This window comes from Exiguobacterium antarcticum DSM 14480, from assembly GCF_000685865.1.
Lineage (GTDB): Bacteria > Bacillota > Bacilli > Exiguobacteriales > Exiguobacteriaceae > Exiguobacterium_A > Exiguobacterium_A antarcticum.
The window spans coordinates 182485-199881 of sequence record NZ_JMKS01000003.1; the positions used below are offsets into that span (position 1 = coordinate 182485).

Genomic DNA, 17397 nt, shown 5'->3' on the forward strand with positions numbered 1-17397 from the left:
ACTTGCACCTCCTTAACGGATTGTCGTGATCAAACGACTCATACCTTCTTCAAAATGACTTTTTTCTTCGACACGTTGTTTTAAAAAACCGATTAATTCTGGGTATTTTTCAACAGCCCGGTCAATGTCTGGGTTGGTCCCACTTTTATAAGCCCCGATATTGATTAAATCTTCCGCATCGAGATACGTGGACAATAACTGTCGAAACGTGATCGCACTGTCCTTATGTTCTGTCGAGGTTATCTGATTCATGACCCGACTGATTGAACGCAGGACATGGATGGCAGGATATTGACCTTTATTGGCGAGATTACGGTCGAGTACAAAGTGACCATCTAAAATCCCACGGACGGCATCGGCAATCGGCTCATTCATATCATCTCCGTCGACTAAGACGGTATAAAATGCGGTGATCGAACCTTCTGTCGTTTTCCCACTTCGCTCTAGTAATTGAGGAAGTAAGGCAAACACACTAGGCGTATATCCTTTTGATGCTGGTGGCTCACCAGTCGCTAAACCAATTTCTCGTTGCGCCATCGCAAAACGTGTCACGGAATCCATCATCAGTACGACATTTTTTCCTTGATCTCGGAAGTACTCGGCAATCGCTGTTGCCGTATAGGCTCCTTTTAATCGAACGAGTGGAGGTTGGTCACTGGTCGCTACGACAATGATCGAACGACTCATACCTTCTTCCCCGAGTTCTGCCTCGATAAATTCCTTCACTTCGCGTCCCCGCTCGCCAATCAGGGCGATGACATTGATGTCAGCGGTCGACCGTTTCGCAATCATTCCGAGGAGCGTCGACTTCCCTACGCCGGAACCCGCGAACAGTCCTACACGTTGACCTTGTCCGACCGTCAGCAACCCATCGATGGCTCGAATCCCGGTCGATAAAACTTGATCGATTCGCGGACGATCCAACGGACTAGGAGGTTTGCGGACAATCGAGGTCGTCCGCAAATGCGTCAATGATTCCCCATCTAACGATCGCCCGAGTCCATCCAAGACTTTGCCAATCAAATCATCTCCGACTGGCACATGGAGCGGCTTGCCTGTTGCGATGACGATCGAACCTGGTGCGATTGCCGTCGTTTCACCGTATGGCATCAATAAGACATGTCCTTCTCGAAAACCAACGACTTCTGCCTCGATTTCCTGTCCCCGGTGAATCCGGATCAAACACCGTTCTCCGATTGCGACCGCCGTAGGGCCACGTGATTCAATCATCAAACCAATGACTTGAACGACTTTTCCAGAATGCTGAACCAAGTCTTCCGGGCGAATGTCACGGATGGCTGCCTGCAGTTGTTTTAGCTTATACATCGTGTAACACCTCGGTAAGTTGTTCCAACAAGGTTTGATACCCTGCGGTAAGTCCGCCTGTGATTGCCCCGTTTTCCGAATCGACACGGAAGTCACGTGCTGCGAGTTCCGGGTCAATCCGCAAACTAATCGTCGCGGTACCACCTAAAATCGTATGGAGACGTTCATCTAATAAAACCACGCGTTCAAAGTCTTCGGCAGAAGTATAGACAATCAGTTTTTCACGATCACGAAATTGAAGAATCAACTGATGAATCGTTTGGTAAAGGGCTTCCTCATCCGTGTCGTGCAGCTGTTCCAAAAACTGATGAGTCAGTTGAAGGGCCAGCGCACACAATTCATCTTCCATCATGACTAAACGATCTGAAAACATCTGTTCGAGACGATTCGCAAATTGATTGGTCTCATCAATCCGTTGTTGGTAGTGGTCAAGTCCTGCCTGCTGACCAGATTGAAACCCTTCTTCATATCCACGTTGCCTTGCCTCTTCAAGCGCGGCCATCCGTTCCTGTTCAAAGGCAACACGACGTTTTTGTTCTTGTTGTTCGATCAAGTCCCGTTGTTGTTTCAATCGATTCTGTCCTTCGTTCATCATTTCCTCGTAGGAAACAACCGGTTCTTGATCCACCTCGTGTGTTGACGCCGTCTGATGAAAGATGGTCCGTTGATCACGTTCAAAGACGATTTGGCGTTTAATGACGTTAGACAACGATATCATCTCCTCCACCACGGGCTACGACGATTTCACCCATATCTTCTAGGCGACGAATGATACCGACAATCCGACTTTGTGCTTCTTCGACGTCACGCAACCGGACAGGTCCCATGAACTCCATGTCTTCTTTAAACGATTCGACCATTCGTTGTGACATGTTGCGGTAAACCATCTCTTTGACGTCATCCGAGGATACTTTGAGTGATAATAATAAATCTTCATTGGATACTTCACGGATGATCCGCTGAATGGCGCGCGCATCAAGAGTAACGATATCTTCAAAGACAAACATCCGTTTTTTGATTTCTTCTGCCAGTTCCGGATCCTGGATTTCGAGTGTATCGAGAATCGTCCGTTCCGTCGTCCGGTCTACTCCGTTCAAGACTTGAACGACAGCTTCGATTCCACCAGACTGTGCATAATCTTGCATGCCTGCTTGTGAAAGATTACGTTCAAGAATTTGTTCGACTTCACTAATGATCTCTGGATTCATCCGATCCATCGTCGCAATCCGGCGTGCGACATCGGATTGTGCTTCTGCTGGTAGTTCCGACAGAATTTGTCCCGATTTAGCAGGATCCAAGTGAGCTAACACAAGGGCAATCGTTTGTGGATGTTCGTTTTGAATAAAGTTCAATAACTGTTTTGGGTCTGCCTTACGAGCAAATTCAAACGGTCGTACTTGGAGCGTCGATGTTAATCGGTAAATCAGCTCCATCGCCTTCTCTTCACCGAGTGCCTTTTCAAGGACTGATTTTGCAAATCCGATTCCGCCTTGCGTAATGTAGTTTTGCGCTGTCGCCAATTCATGGAATTCTTCTAACACTTCAAGTTTTTCTTCCGGATCAATCCGTTTCATACTCGAAATTTGTAAGGTCAGCCATTCCATTTCTTCTTCCGACAAGTGTTTGTAGACAGTCGCTGCTACTTCCGGTCCCAGTGAGATCATTAAAATCGCGGCCTTTTCCCGACTGCTCATCTCTAACTTTTTCATTTCATCAATCCTCCGCTAACCATGTGCGTAACAACTTCGCAAATTCATCTGGATTGGATGCGGCAAGCTTTTCAAGCTGTTTCCGTTTAACCGCCCCGTCACTTGTATCTTCCGTTGACAGTTCAGGAATATCTGTTTCGATTGGTGCCCATTCTTCGAGTTCTTCGATTTCTGTCGTGCGACGTCTGCGCATCATCACGAAGATGGTGCCTACTACAACTAATGCTGCAGCACCTAACGCAAACCAGACCCACATCGGTGTCGTTTCTGTCGTCACCGTTTGTTTTGGCGTTTCTGCAAATGGACGTGACATGACGACGACTTTATTCGCAAGTTCTGCATCCGTCAATGTCGTTTTTGCATCTTCTTTCGTAAGCGATGTTCGAATGATCGAATACATCATCGTCTGAAGATCGGTTTGAAGCTGTGGATCAATCTGATTTTGCCCTTTTGGCGGTTCGACGATGACTTGTATTCCTAAGTCACGGATTTCATAAGGGGCACCGGTAATTTGTTTCGTGATCCGATTGACTTCATAGTTGATGATGTCATGCGTTTTTTCGCTTGTATCCCCCGTCGTCCCCGTACCTTCAGGGAAGTTGATCGTCTCGTTTTCACCCGTCCCAGCTGTTCCTTCGTTCGCTGCTCCTGTATAGGCTTCCGCGACCTTCTCAGCTGATGTGACAATTCCTTCGATCTTATCCGGGTCGACAGGTTCGACTAATTTTTGTTCTTCTTGACGTTGTGTGACATCGACATCCGCTGTCACGGATACCAATGCTTTTTGTGGTCCGAGCACCACCGATAACATTTGTTGAATTTGTTTACGTAAATCGTTTTCCGTTGTCTTCTTTAATTGCATTGGATCCGTTCCACCAGCAGTCTGTGCACCTTTACCAGGTTCATAGTATGTGAAGTACTGATCCATGATCGTGATGTTTTCTTCTTTTAGATTCGGAATACTCTTAGCGATTAAGTGGTAAAGCCCTTGGACGGTCTGTTGGTTTAAATCGCTTCCGGCGCTTGACGTCAAGACAACCGAGACGGTAGACGTCTCTTCTTGATCAGATAAGAAAACACTTTTTTCAGGTAGTGTGATCATGACTTTCGCCGCATCGATCCCATTGACTTGTGTAATGAGGTTTTCTAATTCTGTCTGCATCGTGTCTCGTTCTAAAATATTCATTTCCTTATCGGTCGTTCCAAAACCTGCGTTCTCACTGAAAAATGAATAATCGATTTGACCTGATTTTGGAATTCCAGCTGTTGCGAGTTCGACTTTTAAATTTTCTGCGCTTTCTTCCGGTACAAGAATCGTTACACCGTCTGTTCCACTGACGACTTCCGACTTCACACCGTCTTCGTTTAATTTCTCTGTCACTTGACCTGCCTCTTGAGGAGACAACTTCGAGTACAGCGGTGTCATCGTTGGTTTACTGAACCAGATCGCCGCGACCACAATCGCTGCGATTAAAAATAAGACAAGTCCGATGATTGTTGCCTTTTTAGCAAGCGACCATTCCTGCCATGTCGTTTTTAATGCGCCAAAACGCGTTTTTAGTCCTTCATTCATTAAACATCTCCCACGCTTTCCTCAACAATCACAGTTGCATACGCATCATTTCTTGGTATGCCTCGATGCCCTTGTTCCGGACTTCGATAGCGAGTTGCATAGAAAGCGATGCTTCTTCTGTTTTGATCATGATGTTATGTAAGTCGGTTGTTTTGCCGGTCGCAAGATCCACTCGTGCTTGTGAGGAAGCTTGTTGTGCATCATTCAAGCCGTTCATGGCTTGGCTTAGTACTTCACTAAAGTCACTGGGTGTCGTTTTCGCCACCGATTGTGAAGGTAATACCATCTGCATACTTTGGATTGGTTGAATCGCCATTATGACATCTCCTCATTACTTCCCGATTTCCATCGCTTTGACTAACATTGCTTTTGTTGCGTTTAACGCCGTGATGTTGGCTTCATATGAACGGGTCGCCCCCATCATATCCACCATTTCCTTTAATAGATCGACATTCGGCATTTTGACGTATCCTAAGTCATCGGCATCCGGATGGTTTGGGTTGTACTCTAATTTGAACGGTTCTTGGTCTTTTCGAATCTCACTGACCGTCACACCGTTCCCCGTTTCTTTTAAAACCGCTAATTTTCGTGCGTATGGTTGCCATTCACCGTCGACGAGTTCACCACGTGTCGTCTGCGCATTGGCGATATTGGCTGAAACAGTGTCTAATCGTAGACGTTGCGCCGTCAGCCCTGTAGCAGATGTATGAAATCCAGAAAACATACTCATTGTTTAACGTCCTCCTCGGATGACCGATTGAATGCCGGAAAATTTCCGGTTCAATTGCTCGACCAGTGCTTCGTACTCAATTTGATTGCGTGATAATTCAGACATCTCAAGGTCAATATCGACACCATTTCCATCGTTACGCATCGCAGATGATTGTTCAACGATGCTACCGGAAGAACCAATCGTCGCATGTCGTTTTAAACTCATCTTCATTTCCGAATCCAACATATCTCCAAACACAACACGTTTTGATTTATATCCGGGTGTATCAACATTCGCAATATTTGCTGAAATTACTTTTTGAGCTGCGACTGTCCGATCGACAGCCTGTGTCATCGTTGCATAATCTGAACCAAGCCAGTTCATCTTTCAACCTCCACTCTGATTTATATGATAAAACGTAGTATTATACCGTAAGCGATTAGTAACATATCTGAAATAATTGAAACAAATAGGTCAATGTTTGAAAAGAAGTTTTTTGTAAAAGAGGGGAATGAGATGTTAATTTTACGCTTTTTAAACCCTTTTTTTATAAAAATGATAAATAATACCTATAAAAATAAGAAGACCTAGTAGTTTACTAGGTCTTCTTCATAATTCTAACAATTTCTATTTTAGTTTGATTTAATTCGCTCTAACTCGTAGAGGAAATTGTCATTTAAGATTTTGATGTACGTCCCTTTCATCCCAAGCGAACGTGACTCGATGACGCCGGCACTTTCCAGTTTACGGAGTGCATTGACGATGACGGAACGCGTGATTCCGACACGATCTGCAATTTTTGAAGCAACAAGCAATCCTTCGTTTCCATCTAATTCTTCGAAGATATGCTCGATCGCTTCGAGTTCCGAATACGATAACGAATTGATCGCCATTTGAACGACGGCTTTTTTTCGCGCCTTGTCTTCTGCTTCATGAGCTTTCTCACGTAAGATTTCCATCCCGACGACAGTTGCCCCGTATTCAGCAAGGACTAAGTCTTCTTCGTTGAAATCTTCCATCATTCGCCCAAGAACAAGTGTCCCTAAACGTTCTCCGCCACCGATGATGGGAACGATCGTCGTTTTTGACGTTTCGAACATGTCTCGGTTATCGATCGGGAACGCGGTGTGTTCACTATCAATCGCAATGTTTGCCGTTGTTTCCGTGACATTGAATAATTTTTTTGTATAGTCTTCCGGGAATTGACGTTCTTCGAGGAATCCACGAATCCGTGCATTCTCGATTTGTTGTTTAATTGCAATCCCTAATAACTTTCCACGACGGCTGACGATAAAGGTGTTCGACTCCATGACTTCACTTAACCGGTCCGCCATGACCTTAAAGTCGACATGTGTGCTTGCTTCTTGTTGTAACATCGTGTTGAGCTTTCGTGTTTTTGCCAGTAAATTCATGATTTTCTTCCTCCACTTATAAGATGAACTGACTTAAGTCACGATCATCTGCTACTTTTCCGACGCGGTCCATGACATATTGTGGTGTAATGGTCACGTCTGTTTCTGGCATCTCTGCCGCTTCAAACGATAATTCTTCTAAAACTCGTTCCATGATGGTATATAGACGGCGCGCCCCAATATTGTCTGTTTCATCATTTACTTGCGCTGCAATCCGGGCGATTTGACGAATCGCATCGTCTGTAAACGTGACATGGACTTGCTCAGCACCAAGTAATGCCTTATATTGCTTCAGTAACGCCTGATTGGGCTCCGTCAAAATCTTGACGAAGTCGTCTTCCGTCAAGCTATCGAGTTCAACACGAATCGGAAAACGTCCTTGCAATTCCGGAATCAAATCAGATGGTTTCGCCATATGAAACGCACCGGCTGCAATGAACAACATATGATCCGTCTTGACAGGGCCATATTTCGTGACGACCGTCGAACCTTCGACGATGGGTAAGATGTCGCGTTGTACCCCTTCACGGGACACACCAGCACTGTCTTGTCCTTTTGTTGCGATTTTATCGATTTCATCAACAAAGATGATGCCCATCTGTTCGGCGCGACGAACGGCTTCATCATGCACTTCATTTAAATCAAGTAACCGTTCTGCTTCTTCTGCCGTCAAAATCGGCCGTGCTTCTTTGACCGTCAACTGACGTTTTTTTGTTTTTTTCGGCATGACTTGCCCGAGCATATCTTGTAGGTTTGCAAGACCTTCCATTCCTTGTTGCCCGGAAAATAAGTCCATTTGGCGTTCTTCGATGTCGACATCAATCATGCGGTCTTCTAGTTGACCTTGGAATAATTGTTGACGAATCACCGAACGATCCGCTGTATCATTTGCCGTTTCTTGTTCCGGTGGCTTTTGATTCCCACCAAACAACATTTCAAAGGGATTTCCTCCACCAAGTCCTGCTGATGATTTTTTCCCGACTAATGCATCGACGATTCGTTCATTGGCAACGGCTTCAGCACGCTCTTTAAGGGCTTCCTTTTTTTCATCTTTTACAAGACGAAGGGATGCTTCCACCAAGTCACGGACCATCGATTCGACATCACGTCCGACATAACCGACTTCGGTAAATTTAGTCGCCTCAATCTTGACGAAGGGAGCTCGAACCAGTTTCGCGAGCCGACGTGCGATTTCGGTTTTCCCTACGCCAGTCGGTCCGATCATCAAGATATTTTTGGGTGTCACTTCATCACGTAAACTTGGTTCTAGTAACTGTCGACGATAACGGTTCCGAAGGGCAATCGCAACGGCTCGTTTCGCATCGGCTTGACCAATGACGTGTTCATTTAGTTTCTCTACGATTTGTCTCGGTGTCAATTCATGCATCTGCACTTCCTCCGATCGTCTCTAAAATGACTTGGTCATTCGTGAACACACATAACTCTCCAGCTGTCTCAAGCGCCGCACGAGCGATTTCCTCAGCTGTCATGTGTCCTGCATGCCGTGCTAACGCACGACCCGCAGCAAGGGCATAGTTTCCACCTGAGCCAATGGCTAAGATTCCATCATCCGGTTCAATCACTTCCCCGTTTCCTGAAACGAGCAGTAGATGCGTTCCATCCATGACAAGCAATAACGCTTCGAGTTGACGTAACATTTTATCGCCACGCCATTCTTTAGCCAGTTCAACGGCGGCTCGTTGCAAATTCCCATTATACATTTCAAGTTTGGCTTCAAATTTTTCAAACAGTGTAAACGCATCGGCCACACTTCCGGCAAATCCGGCAATCACTTTCCCACCATAGAGACGTCGTACTTTTTTCGCACTTTTCTTCATGATGACTTGATTTCCGAAGGTCACCTGTCCATCACCGCTCATCGCAGATTGACCGTTATGTTGAATGGCAAAAATCGTCGTTGCATGAAACATTCTGTTTCCTCCCTTAGGCACGCGGGTGCGCTTGCTGATAAACATGACGAAGACGTTCCGTCGTGACATGTGTGTACTGTCCTGTTGTGGATAATGAAGCATGACCCAACAATTCTTGTACTGCTCGTAAGTCTGCTCCACGTTCAAGAAGATCTGTCGCGAAGCTATGTCGTAAAGCATGCGGTGTGACATGTTTCGATAGAAGCGGATCACCCTTTTTTAAAATCTTTCGAATCCCATCCGTCGTCAGGCGGCGACCTGACCGTGAAAGAAATATCGCTTGTTCTTCGACTTCAAACGGTTGCCGCTCCTCTAAATAAAGACGTAGCGCTTTTCTCGCAAACGATCCGATGGGTGTAATCCGTTCTTTCCTGCCTTTTCCGTACACGTGAACGTACTCTAAATCTGGATCCAAATCCTTTACATTCAATCCGGCTAATTCACTTACACGCATGCCTGTCGCATACAGCAACTCAATCAAGGCGACATTACGGGCACCAAATGCATCCGTCGTCCGAAATGCTTCCAAAAAACGTTCGTATTCAGAAGGTACTAGAAATGTCGGTAACGTCTGCACACGTTTTGGCGCCTTTAATCCTTCAAATGGATTGATCTCATCCGTATCACGCGTCACAAAACGTCCGAACTGTTTTAAACAGGAGACTTTTTGAGCGATTGTTGATTTAGAGGCTTTTTGATCATAAAGGGCAAACAAATAACGCCGTGCAGTTGCCAATTCAATCGATCTCAACTGATGATCGAGGCAAAAAGCGGCGTATTGTCGAAGTGTTTGATCATAAGAACGGCCCGTATTTGGAGATAATTGACGTTCGATGTGTACATACCGCAAAAAAGATTTTCGCAGTACGTCAAACTCTGAGTCTACTCCCATCTGTGAGCCCCCTTCTACCCATTTCATACTCGAATCGCCCTTAGCATAGCACACCGGAAGTAGTCTGACAATAGACCAAAAATCGGAAAAATAACAAAATTATCACGCTTTTATGACAAATTAAGAAATGGGAGAAAAGAACGCTAAATCGCGCCTTCTCCCCCATCTTGCCTTACATATCGGTAAAGTCTTTGATTGCTTCTAATGCACGTTCTGCAAAAAGCGCATACTTGTCTGGTTTTCTCATCCGTCCGGTCTGCCCGACAAGTGCTGGAACGAGTCCGAAGTTCGCATTCATCGGTTGGAAGTTCTTTCCTTCCGTCGTCGTGATGTAATGAGCCATCGCTCCCATCATCGTCTCTTTCGGGAAAGCAATCGGTTCTGCCTCATTCACGAGACGAGCCGCATTGATTCCTGCCGTCAAGCCGGATGCCGCCGACTCAACGTATCCTTCGACCCCTGTCATCTGACCGGCAAAGAACAGATCGTGGCGTGTCCGTGTCTGGTAGGTCGGTTGCAATAAGTTTGGCGAATTGACAAACGTATTTCGATGCATGACACCGTAACGGACGATTTCTGCATTTTCAAGCCCTGGAATCAAACGAATGATTCGTTTTTGTTCGCCCCACTTCAAGTGGGTTTGGAAGCCAACTAAGTTGAACAACGTTCCCGCTGAGTTATCTTGGCGAAGTTGAACGACCGCATACGGACGCTCTCCGGTCTTAGGATCTTCAAGCCCAACCGGCTTCATCGGTCCGAATAAAAGTGTCTTCGGTCCGCGTGTCGCCAGTACTTCAAACGGCATACATCCTTCGAAGTAGATTTCCTTCTCGAATTCTTTTAACGGAACGACTTCCGCTTGAATCAACTCATTGTGGAAATGCGTAAACTCTTCTTCCGTCATCGGACAGTTCAAGTACGCGGCTTCTCCTTTATCATAACGTGACTTTAAATACACTTTATCGCGGTCAATCGTATCACCGTCAAGAATCGGTGCTGCTGCGTCGAAGAAATAGAGATAATCTTCACCTGTAAACTGTTTTAATGATTCCGATAACGCAGCACTCGTCAAAGGTCCTGTCGCGACGATCGTTGGTCCATCTGGAATCGCTTCAAGCTCCTCATGATGAACGGTGACATTCGGATGATTTTTTAATGTATCTGTCACATACCCTGCAAAATCATGTCGGTCGACGGCAAGTGCACCACCTGCTGGCACACTCGCAAGGTCCGCTGCCTTCATGATGAGCGAGTCGAGTTGACGCATCTCTTCTTTTAATACCCCGACTGCATTCGTCAGTTGATTCGCCCGAAGGGAATTCGAACAGACGAGTTCTGCAAATTGGTCCGTATGGTGAGCAGGTGTCTGCTTTACTGGTCGCATTTCATATAAATCTACTTGAACGCCACGCTTCGCAAGTTGCCATGCTGCTTCAGAACCTGCGAGTCCGGCTCCGATCACGGTTACTCGTTTCACCGGTCATTCCTCCTCTTGCTCCTGATCGATGCGTGTTTCATGATGTCCGCAAGACGTACATTCTACTTTCACACCGTTCTTGATTTTCTTTTGTACCATCATACTGCTACAGACCGGACAAGGTTCTTCGACCGGCTTATCCCATGAGACGAACTCACATTCCGGATAATTGGAACACCCGTAGAAGAGGCGTCCTTTTTTACTCCGTCGTTCAACGATTTCACCTGTCCCACATGTCGGACACTTCACACCAATCTCGACTTGAATCGGTTTTGTGTTGCGACATTCCGGGAAGTTTGAGCACGCCATGAACTTACCGTAACGCCCCATCTTGATGACCATCGCATGGCCACAGACTTCACAATCTTCCCCTGCTGGCTCATCTTTGATTTCAATCTTCTCGATTTCAGCTTCTGCTCGAGTCAACCGTTTTGCAAACGATTTATAAATCGGATCGACGACTTCTGTCCACTGCATGTCACCTTTTTCAATGGCATCGAGTAAAGCTTCCATGTCGGCCGTAAACTGGACGGTGATGAACTCCTGGAAATAATCACTGATCATATCAATGACAAGTTCACCAAGTTCCGTCGGCAAGAATTTTTTCTCTTCCAGCGTGACATACCCGCGTTTTTGAATCGTATCGAGTGTCGGGGCATACGTCGACGGTCGACCGATCCCAAGTTCTTCCATCGACCGGACGAGACGCGCCTCCGTATAACGGGGTGGCGGTTGCGTAAAGTGTTGTTTTGGTTCGATGGTTTCTTGTTGCAACACTTCTCCATCGTCAAGCGGTGGCAACAATCCGTCTTTGACATCTGTTACTGCTTCATCATCCGTATCCTCGATGTATACTTTCATGAATCCTGCGAACTTGACCGTCGAACCGTTCGCGCGGAACATCACATCATTTGAGAGAAGGTCGACTTTGACTGTATCTAAAATCGCCGGTGCCATTTGGCTTGCGACGAACCGTTCCCAAATCAATTTGTATAATCGGAATTGATCACGCGAGAGATACGATTTGACGAGTTGCGGATCGCGCATCGTCGAAGTCGGACGAACAGCTTCGTGGGCATCCTGCGAATTCGCTGCTTTTTTCTCTTTTCGTTTTTCAACCGCGATGTATTCTTTTCCGTACGCATTTTCAATGAATCCATGTGCTTCGACGTTCGCTGTTTCAGATGTCCGTGTCGAGTCTGTCCGCATATACGTAATCAGACCGACCGTCCCTTCTTTTCCAAGCTCGATTCCTTCATATAATTGCTGAGCAATCATCATCGTCTTCTTCGCCCGGAAATTTAACTTACGTGCTGCTTCTTGCTGAAGGGAACTCGTCGTGAACGGCAATGCTGGATTACGGCGACGTTCTTTTTTCGTCACGGAATCAACCGTAAACGATTGCGACAGTTTAGCCAACACTTCGTTGACCTCTTCTTCCGAGTGTAATTCACGTTTTTTCCCATCAATCCCATAAAAGTTTGCTTCTAACTTTTCACCGTTCGCATCTAACTCTAATTTGATCGTCCAATATTCTTCTGGTAAAAAGGCATTGATTTCCTGCTCGCGATCGATGATCATCTTCACGGCAACGGATTGAACGCGTCCTGCAGACAATCCTTTTTTGATTTTTTTCCAAAGTAACGGACTCATGCTATAACCAACTAGACGGTCCAAGATACGCCGTGCCTGTTGTGCATCGACAAGATCATAGTTGATCTTGCGGGGTCTCTTGAACGAATCTTTGATGGCATCTTTTGTGATTTCATTAAAGACGACCCGACATTCCGTCGACTCATCGACGCCGAGGGCTTTCGCTAAGTGCCATGCGATTGCTTCCCCTTCACGGTCGGGGTCGGCCGCGAGATAAATTTTTTGTGCTTTTTTAGCGGCCGTTTTTAATTCTTTTAAAACCGGTCCTTTACCACGAATCGTAATATACTTTGGTTCATAGTCATGTTCTACGTCAACACCCATTTGGCTTTTTGGCAAATCGATGACATGCCCCATCGAAGCTTTCACGGTATAGTTCGAACCGAGATAACGTTTGATGGTTTTTGCCTTTGCAGGTGATTCGACAATTACTAGATATTTTGCCATTACAATCGCTCCCTATTAGAGGCGTACTCGTATTTTAATCTCACTTATCATAGTAGTCTCGATTCCCATTTGTCAACGTTCATCAAGATACTTTTTGAAACTTCTTCTGGATTTAAGAGTGGAATCGCACCTTCAGCAATCAATTGATTTGTTCCTTGAAAGTGTTTTTCCGTCGGACAACCGGGTATACAATACACGTCCTTACCTTGTTCTAGAGCATGGCCTGCCGTGTTCATCGTCCCGCTTTTACGCGCCGCTTCGACAATGATCAATCCTGAAGATAATCCAGAAATGATTCGATTCCGTTCTAGAAATTGATGTTTGTGAACAGGCGTCACAGCAGGATATTCAGACAATAGAAGTCCCATTTGTTGAATACGATGAAATAACGTCGTGTGTTGCTTCGGATAAAAGCGATCAAATCCGTTTGCCAAAACAGCAATCGTCGCTTGATGATGTTTGAGGGAAAGACGATGGACGAGGGAATCGATCCCAATCGCACCACCAGATACTGTGACAAAAGGTGATTGAAAAAACGGTCGTAAAAAGGACAGCCGTTTTGGGTGGGAGGTGGAGGGATCACGACTACCGATGATACTGATCATCGGTTGCTCGAGTAACGAAGGATTACCTAGAAAGAACAATCCATAGACAGGTTGAGGAATCTGAAGTAGGTGCATTGGAAAATATGGATCTCCTGGGACGAGGAGGTTCGTTGGGACTTGATCCAATTGTAAGGCTTGCTGATATCGGTTTTTGATTGCTCGGGAAACAGGTAAATCCTCTACCGGTAAAAGACCATACCGTTCGATCAAGACAACGATTGAATACGGAACCCGGCAAGTCGCAAAACGTGCATACAGTTCTCTGTTCATCCATTACGCTCCTTTTATATAGAAGAAAGCCGTCCTGAATAAATCAGGACAGCTGACATCTTGTTTAGTTTACAGTCGAACCTGTGACACACGCATCATAGATACCAACTTCTTTGATGACACGAATCAAGGTCTCACCAATGATGGCTGGTGTTTCTGCAACTTCAATTCCATTTGCACGAAGTGTTTTAATCTTTTCAGCAGCAGTTCCTTTGCCACCTGAGATGATAGCACCGGCATGACCCATCCGTTTTCCTTCAGGTGCCGTTTGTCCACCGATGAACCCGATGACAGGTTTCGTCATGTTGGCTTTGACCCACTCAGCCGCTTCTTCTTCCGCCGTTCCACCGATTTCACCGAGCATGATGACTGCTTTTGTTTCTGGATCTTCATTAAACGCTTTGAGCGTATCGATGAAGTCCGTTCCGTTGACAGGATCGCCACCGATTCCGACTGCTGTCGATTGACCAATTCCTGCCGTCGTCAATTGGTGAACAGCTTCATACGTCAACGTTCCAGAACGTGACACGATTCCGACATGACCTGGCGTATGAATGTATCCTGGCATGATACCGAGCTTCGCAACGCCTGGCGTGATGACACCAGGACAGTTTGGTCCGATCAGACGAACCGGTTTGCCATCTAGGTAACGTTTCACTTTGACCATATCAAGGACTGGAATACCTTCCGTGATACAGATGATCAATGCGATGTTGGCATCGGCTGCCTCCATGATTGCATCGGCTGCGAATGCAGGTGGTACATAGATGATCGATGCATTGGCATCTGTTTTTTCGACAGCTTGTGCGACTGTATCGAATACCGGTACACCTAATACTTCCGTTCCACCCTTACCAGGTGTCACACCACCTACGAGATTTGTTCCGTATTCAATCATTTGTTCACCGTGGAACATCCCTTGATTTCCTGTGATTCCTTGAATGATGACTTTTGTCGATTCATTTACCCAAATACTCATCCTTAGCTCCCCCTTACTTCACGAGCGCAGCAATTTTTTCTGCGCCGTCTGCCATTGATGTAGCTGCTGTAATCGCTAGACCTGAATCTTTGAGAATTTGTTTCCCTGCGTCGACGTTTGTCCCTTCTAGACGAACGACGAGCGGTAGTTCTAAGCCAACCTCTTTTGTTGCTGCAACGATACCTTCTGCAATGACGTCACACTTCATGATCCCACCGAAGATGTTGACGAAGATTCCTTTGACATTTTCGTCAGATAGAATCAATTTGAATGCTTCTGTTACTTTTTCTTTAGTCGCTCCGCCGCCGACATCAAGGAAGTTTGCTGGATCACCACTAAAGTGTTTAATGATATCCATCGTCGCCATTGCAAGACCGGCACCGTTGACGAGACATCCGATGTTCCCATCAAGTGCGATATAGTTTAAGTCATTTTTAGAGGCTTCGACTTCACGTGGATCTTCTTCTGATTCATCACGAAGTGCGACGACATCTGGATGACGGTAAAGTGCGTTTGAATCAAAGTTGAGTTTTGCATCAAGCGCCAAGACATCACCATCTTTGGTTGTGACGAGTGGATTGATTTCAGCGATTGAACAATCCTTATCGACGAAGAACGTGTACAATTTCGTCACCATACCAACAAATTTATTGACCAGCTTAACGGGAACACCCATCGCAAAGGCGAGTTTACGCGCTTGGAATGCTTGGAGACCTACTGCCGGATCAACGACTTCTTTGATGATTTTTTCTGGCGTTGCTTCTGCTACTTCTTCAATATCCATTCCGCCTTCACTTGAACCCATGATGACGACACGACCTGTTACACGGTCGAGGACGATCCCGAGATAATACTCTTTATCAATCGCACAACCTTCTTCAACAAGAAGACGTTGGATGACTTTACCTTCTGGACCTGTTTGATGCGTGACGAGTGTTTTGCCGAGTAACTCTGTCGCGAATTCCTTCACTTCTTCTTGCGATTTAGCCAATTTAACACCACCGGCTTTACCGCGACCCCCTGCGTGAATCTGTGCTTTTACGACTTTGATCGGACCTGACAATTGTTCTGCTGCATCGACTGCCTCTTCGACCGTAAACGCTGCAATTCCGTTCGGAACGGGTACACCGTATGAACGAAGTAACTCTTTTGCCTGATATTCATGTACATTCATGAAAAAATCCCCCTTAACCCCTTTAGTTTCGGCTCTTTCATTGTAGTTAAAATTGGAAGCGCTGTCTATCGTTATCGACCGAAAGCATTTATTTCTTCGAAATTCCTGTTTGATCAAGCTGATATAAAAAGGCGAATAACTCGGCGATGACACCATACAACTCGTTTGGAATTTGTTCGGATACTTGCACCGCATCAAGTAATGTGACGAGCGTCGCATCTTCACGGATCGGTATACCATGTTGTAAAGCCTCTTCGAGTATTCGTTCCGCGACCCGTTCGGATCCTTTAGCGACGACCTTCGGAGCTTGCATCTGTTCTTCGTAAGACAAGGCGATGGCTTTTTTCATATCTGATAATCCACCCTCCCATTTCGATCGGTTGGTTGAAAAGAAACCCGTTCTTTTTCCGATTCCACTTGTTCAAACCGGATCAATGTATACCCTTGATCGTGCAACCGTTGTTCAATGACCGGTTGGTAGATCGACATGAACATCGCAATTCGTTCATCCGGATGAAAAACGGAAATCGCGATTTTCCGATCTGTGATCAATAAATCCAATGCGATTTCGCCGATCTTCGGCAATTTTAAGTAAAACGCAATGCGCGCATGATCCGGGTTAAATTCTTTTTGATCAAACGGTGCTTCCATCGTGACATCCACTTCTTCGAATGGACCAAACTGCGGTAATTGAAACAAAAAAATACCACGTCCCGTTTCGTTTGTTGCCTGGATGACTTGTTGACTCAATACATGGTCACTTGTTTTGCGATCAAGTTGGCCTTCCGTCGTGCCATCCGCCGCTCGAGCAAGTTGAACCAACTCGATGATGGTCTGCTTGAGTACAGGACCTGAACCATCCATGACTTTTTGACCGAGTTGTTGCAACAATTCTCGTGTCGTTTGCGGGATGGACTCGCTCGGAAAATGAGATAGGCGGTCAAAGACCGGCAACGTCACAGCTTTACTCGGCGCCGCCTCTTGGGAGACGATTTTTAAGACGGGTTGTCCCTCTGTACTCGTGACTGTGAACCGATAGGTCGCTCCTTCTTTTAACTCAGCCGTCGTTCCCGCCGTCAAGACACGCTGACCGACCTGTAACTCCATCAACCCGTCCGGAAGTAACTTCAATACCTTCCCGATGACATTTGCTCCTTCACGTAACGGCTGATTGGTTGGATCGATGATTTTAAACGGTAATAGGGCACGATGCTCAATCTGCATGAAAATTCATCTC

Annotated in this window: 18 protein-coding genes; all 18 read right to left on the reverse strand. The window is 45.9% G+C overall.

From position 1 onward, the window contains the following. Window positions 1-12: 12 nt before the first annotated feature. Window positions 13-1326: a flagellar protein export ATPase FliI gene (fliI, locus tag P404_RS0102015; RefSeq protein ID WP_034773949.1), complete on the reverse strand. Its 1314-nt coding sequence runs from the start codon at window positions 1324-1326 to the stop codon at window positions 13-15. Further along, window positions 1319-2044 carry a FliH/SctL family protein gene (locus P404_RS0102020; protein ID WP_034773951.1) on the reverse strand — a complete coding sequence of 242 codons (726 nt, stop codon included), beginning with the start codon at window positions 2042-2044 and terminating at the stop codon, window positions 1319-1321. The genes fliI and P404_RS0102020 overlap by 8 nt, the downstream gene beginning before the upstream one ends. Beyond that, window positions 2028-3035 carry a flagellar motor switch protein FliG gene (fliG, locus tag P404_RS0102025; RefSeq protein WP_014970686.1) on the reverse strand — a complete coding sequence of 336 codons (1008 nt, stop codon included), beginning with the start codon at window positions 3033-3035 and terminating at the stop codon, window positions 2028-2030. The genes P404_RS0102020 and fliG overlap by 17 nt, the downstream gene beginning before the upstream one ends. A 4-nt stretch (window positions 3036-3039) precedes the next feature. After that, on the reverse strand, window positions 3040-4608 hold the full coding sequence (fliF, locus tag P404_RS0102030) for a flagellar basal-body MS-ring/collar protein FliF (protein WP_026829869.1): 1569 nt from the start codon (window positions 4606-4608) through the stop codon (window positions 3040-3042). Between the two features lie 28 nt (window positions 4609-4636). After that, on the reverse strand, window positions 4637-4924 hold the full coding sequence (gene fliE, locus P404_RS0102035) for a flagellar hook-basal body complex protein FliE (protein WP_012370750.1): 288 nt from the start codon (window positions 4922-4924) through the stop codon (window positions 4637-4639). Window positions 4925-4939: 15 nt separating this feature from the next. Next, on the reverse strand, window positions 4940-5338 hold the full coding sequence (gene flgC, locus P404_RS0102040) for a flagellar basal body rod protein FlgC (RefSeq protein ID WP_014970688.1): 399 nt from the start codon (window positions 5336-5338) through the stop codon (window positions 4940-4942). A gap of 3 nt (window positions 5339-5341) precedes the next feature. Beyond that, a complete protein-coding gene (gene flgB, locus P404_RS0102045; RefSeq protein ID WP_014970689.1) occupies window positions 5342-5704 on the reverse strand; it encodes a flagellar basal body rod protein FlgB in 363 nt (120 codons plus the stop codon). Window positions 5705-5952: 248 nt separating this feature from the next. Then, on the reverse strand, window positions 5953-6732 hold the full coding sequence (gene codY / locus P404_RS0102050; RefSeq protein ID WP_014970690.1) for a GTP-sensing pleiotropic transcriptional regulator CodY: 780 nt from the start codon (window positions 6730-6732) through the stop codon (window positions 5953-5955). Window positions 6733-6748: 16 nt separating this feature from the next. Next, window positions 6749-8125 carry an ATP-dependent protease ATPase subunit HslU gene (gene hslU / locus P404_RS0102055; RefSeq protein ID WP_026829870.1) on the reverse strand — a complete coding sequence of 459 codons (1377 nt, stop codon included), beginning with the start codon at window positions 8123-8125 and terminating at the stop codon, window positions 6749-6751. Further along, on the reverse strand, window positions 8112-8663 hold the full coding sequence (gene hslV / locus P404_RS0102060) for an ATP-dependent protease subunit HslV (protein ID WP_026829871.1): 552 nt from the start codon (window positions 8661-8663) through the stop codon (window positions 8112-8114). Before hslV ends, hslU begins: the two co-directional genes overlap by 14 nt. A gap of 13 nt (window positions 8664-8676) precedes the next feature. Then, a complete protein-coding gene (locus P404_RS0102065) occupies window positions 8677-9555 on the reverse strand; it encodes a tyrosine-type recombinase/integrase (protein ID WP_026829872.1) in 879 nt (292 codons plus the stop codon). A gap of 172 nt (window positions 9556-9727) precedes the next feature. Then, window positions 9728-11032 (reverse strand): FADH(2)-oxidizing methylenetetrahydrofolate--tRNA-(uracil(54)-C(5))-methyltransferase TrmFO, encoded by a 1305-nt coding sequence (gene trmFO / locus P404_RS0102070; protein ID WP_014970694.1) that lies wholly within the window; start codon window positions 11030-11032, stop codon window positions 9728-9730. A 3-nt stretch (window positions 11033-11035) separates the two neighbouring features. Next, window positions 11036-13132 carry a type I DNA topoisomerase gene (gene topA, locus P404_RS0102075; protein WP_014970695.1) on the reverse strand — a complete coding sequence of 699 codons (2097 nt, stop codon included), beginning with the start codon at window positions 13130-13132 and terminating at the stop codon, window positions 11036-11038. Between the two features lie 47 nt (window positions 13133-13179). Next, window positions 13180-14007 carry a DNA-processing protein DprA gene (gene dprA, locus P404_RS0102080; RefSeq protein ID WP_014970696.1) on the reverse strand — a complete coding sequence of 276 codons (828 nt, stop codon included), beginning with the start codon at window positions 14005-14007 and terminating at the stop codon, window positions 13180-13182. Between the two features lie 64 nt (window positions 14008-14071). Beyond that, on the reverse strand, window positions 14072-14986 hold the full coding sequence (gene sucD, locus P404_RS0102085) for a succinate--CoA ligase subunit alpha (RefSeq protein WP_026829873.1): 915 nt from the start codon (window positions 14984-14986) through the stop codon (window positions 14072-14074). A 13-nt stretch (window positions 14987-14999) separates the two neighbouring features. Continuing rightward, window positions 15000-16160 (reverse strand): ADP-forming succinate--CoA ligase subunit beta, encoded by a 1161-nt coding sequence (gene sucC, locus P404_RS0102090; protein ID WP_014970698.1) that lies wholly within the window; start codon window positions 16158-16160, stop codon window positions 15000-15002. Between the two features lie 88 nt (window positions 16161-16248). Continuing rightward, the gene (locus P404_RS0102095) at window positions 16249-16509 is read right to left on the reverse strand and encodes an EscU/YscU/HrcU family type III secretion system export apparatus switch protein (protein ID WP_014970699.1); all 261 of its coding nucleotides are present in this window, start codon (window positions 16507-16509) and stop codon (window positions 16249-16251) included. Then, window positions 16506-17384 (reverse strand): hypothetical protein, encoded by an 879-nt coding sequence (locus tag P404_RS0102100; protein ID WP_026829874.1) that lies wholly within the window; start codon window positions 17382-17384, stop codon window positions 16506-16508. Before P404_RS0102100 ends, P404_RS0102095 begins: the two co-directional genes overlap by 4 nt. Between the last annotated feature and the right edge of the window lie 13 nt (window positions 17385-17397).

Bases quoted from the DNA above. Each gene is read 5' to 3' on its own strand.
- fliI (WP_034773949.1), bottom strand. From the start codon at position 1,326: ATGTATAAGCTAAAACAACTGCAGGCAGCCATCCGTGACATTCGCCCG.
- P404_RS0102020 (WP_034773951.1), bottom strand. From the start codon at position 2,044: ATGATATCGTTGTCTAACGTCATTAAACGCCAAATCGTCTTTGAACGT.
- fliG (WP_014970686.1), bottom strand. From the start codon at position 3,035: ATGAAAAAGTTAGAGATGAGCAGTCGGGAAAAGGCCGCGATTTTAATG.
- fliF (WP_026829869.1), bottom strand. From the start codon at position 4,608: ATGAATGAAGGACTAAAAACGCGTTTTGGCGCATTAAAAACGACATGG.
- fliE (WP_012370750.1), bottom strand. From the start codon at position 4,924: ATGGCGATTCAACCAATCCAAAGTATGCAGATGGTATTACCTTCACAA.
- flgC (WP_014970688.1), bottom strand. From the start codon at position 5,338: ATGAGTATGTTTTCTGGATTTCATACATCTGCTACAGGGCTGACGGCG.
- flgB (WP_014970689.1), bottom strand. From the start codon at position 5,704: ATGAACTGGCTTGGTTCAGATTATGCAACGATGACACAGGCTGTCGAT.
- codY (WP_014970690.1), bottom strand. From the start codon at position 6,732: ATGAATTTACTGGCAAAAACACGAAAGCTCAACACGATGTTACAACAA.
- hslV (WP_026829871.1), bottom strand. From the start codon at position 8,663: ATGTTTCATGCAACGACGATTTTTGCCATTCAACATAACGGTCAATCT.
- P404_RS0102065 (WP_026829872.1), bottom strand. From the start codon at position 9,555: ATGGGAGTAGACTCAGAGTTTGACGTACTGCGAAAATCTTTTTTGCGG.
- topA (WP_014970695.1), bottom strand. From the start codon at position 13,132: ATGGCAAAATATCTAGTAATTGTCGAATCACCTGCAAAGGCAAAAACC.
- dprA (WP_014970696.1), bottom strand. From the start codon at position 14,007: ATGAACAGAGAACTGTATGCACGTTTTGCGACTTGCCGGGTTCCGTAT.
- sucD (WP_026829873.1), bottom strand. From the start codon at position 14,986: ATGAGTATTTGGGTAAATGAATCGACAAAAGTCATCATTCAAGGAATC.
- sucC (WP_014970698.1), bottom strand. From the start codon at position 16,160: ATGAATGTACATGAATATCAGGCAAAAGAGTTACTTCGTTCATACGGT.
- P404_RS0102095 (WP_014970699.1), bottom strand. From the start codon at position 16,509: ATGAAAAAAGCCATCGCCTTGTCTTACGAAGAACAGATGCAAGCTCCG.
- P404_RS0102100 (WP_026829874.1), bottom strand. From the start codon at position 17,384: ATGCAGATTGAGCATCGTGCCCTATTACCGTTTAAAATCATCGATCCA.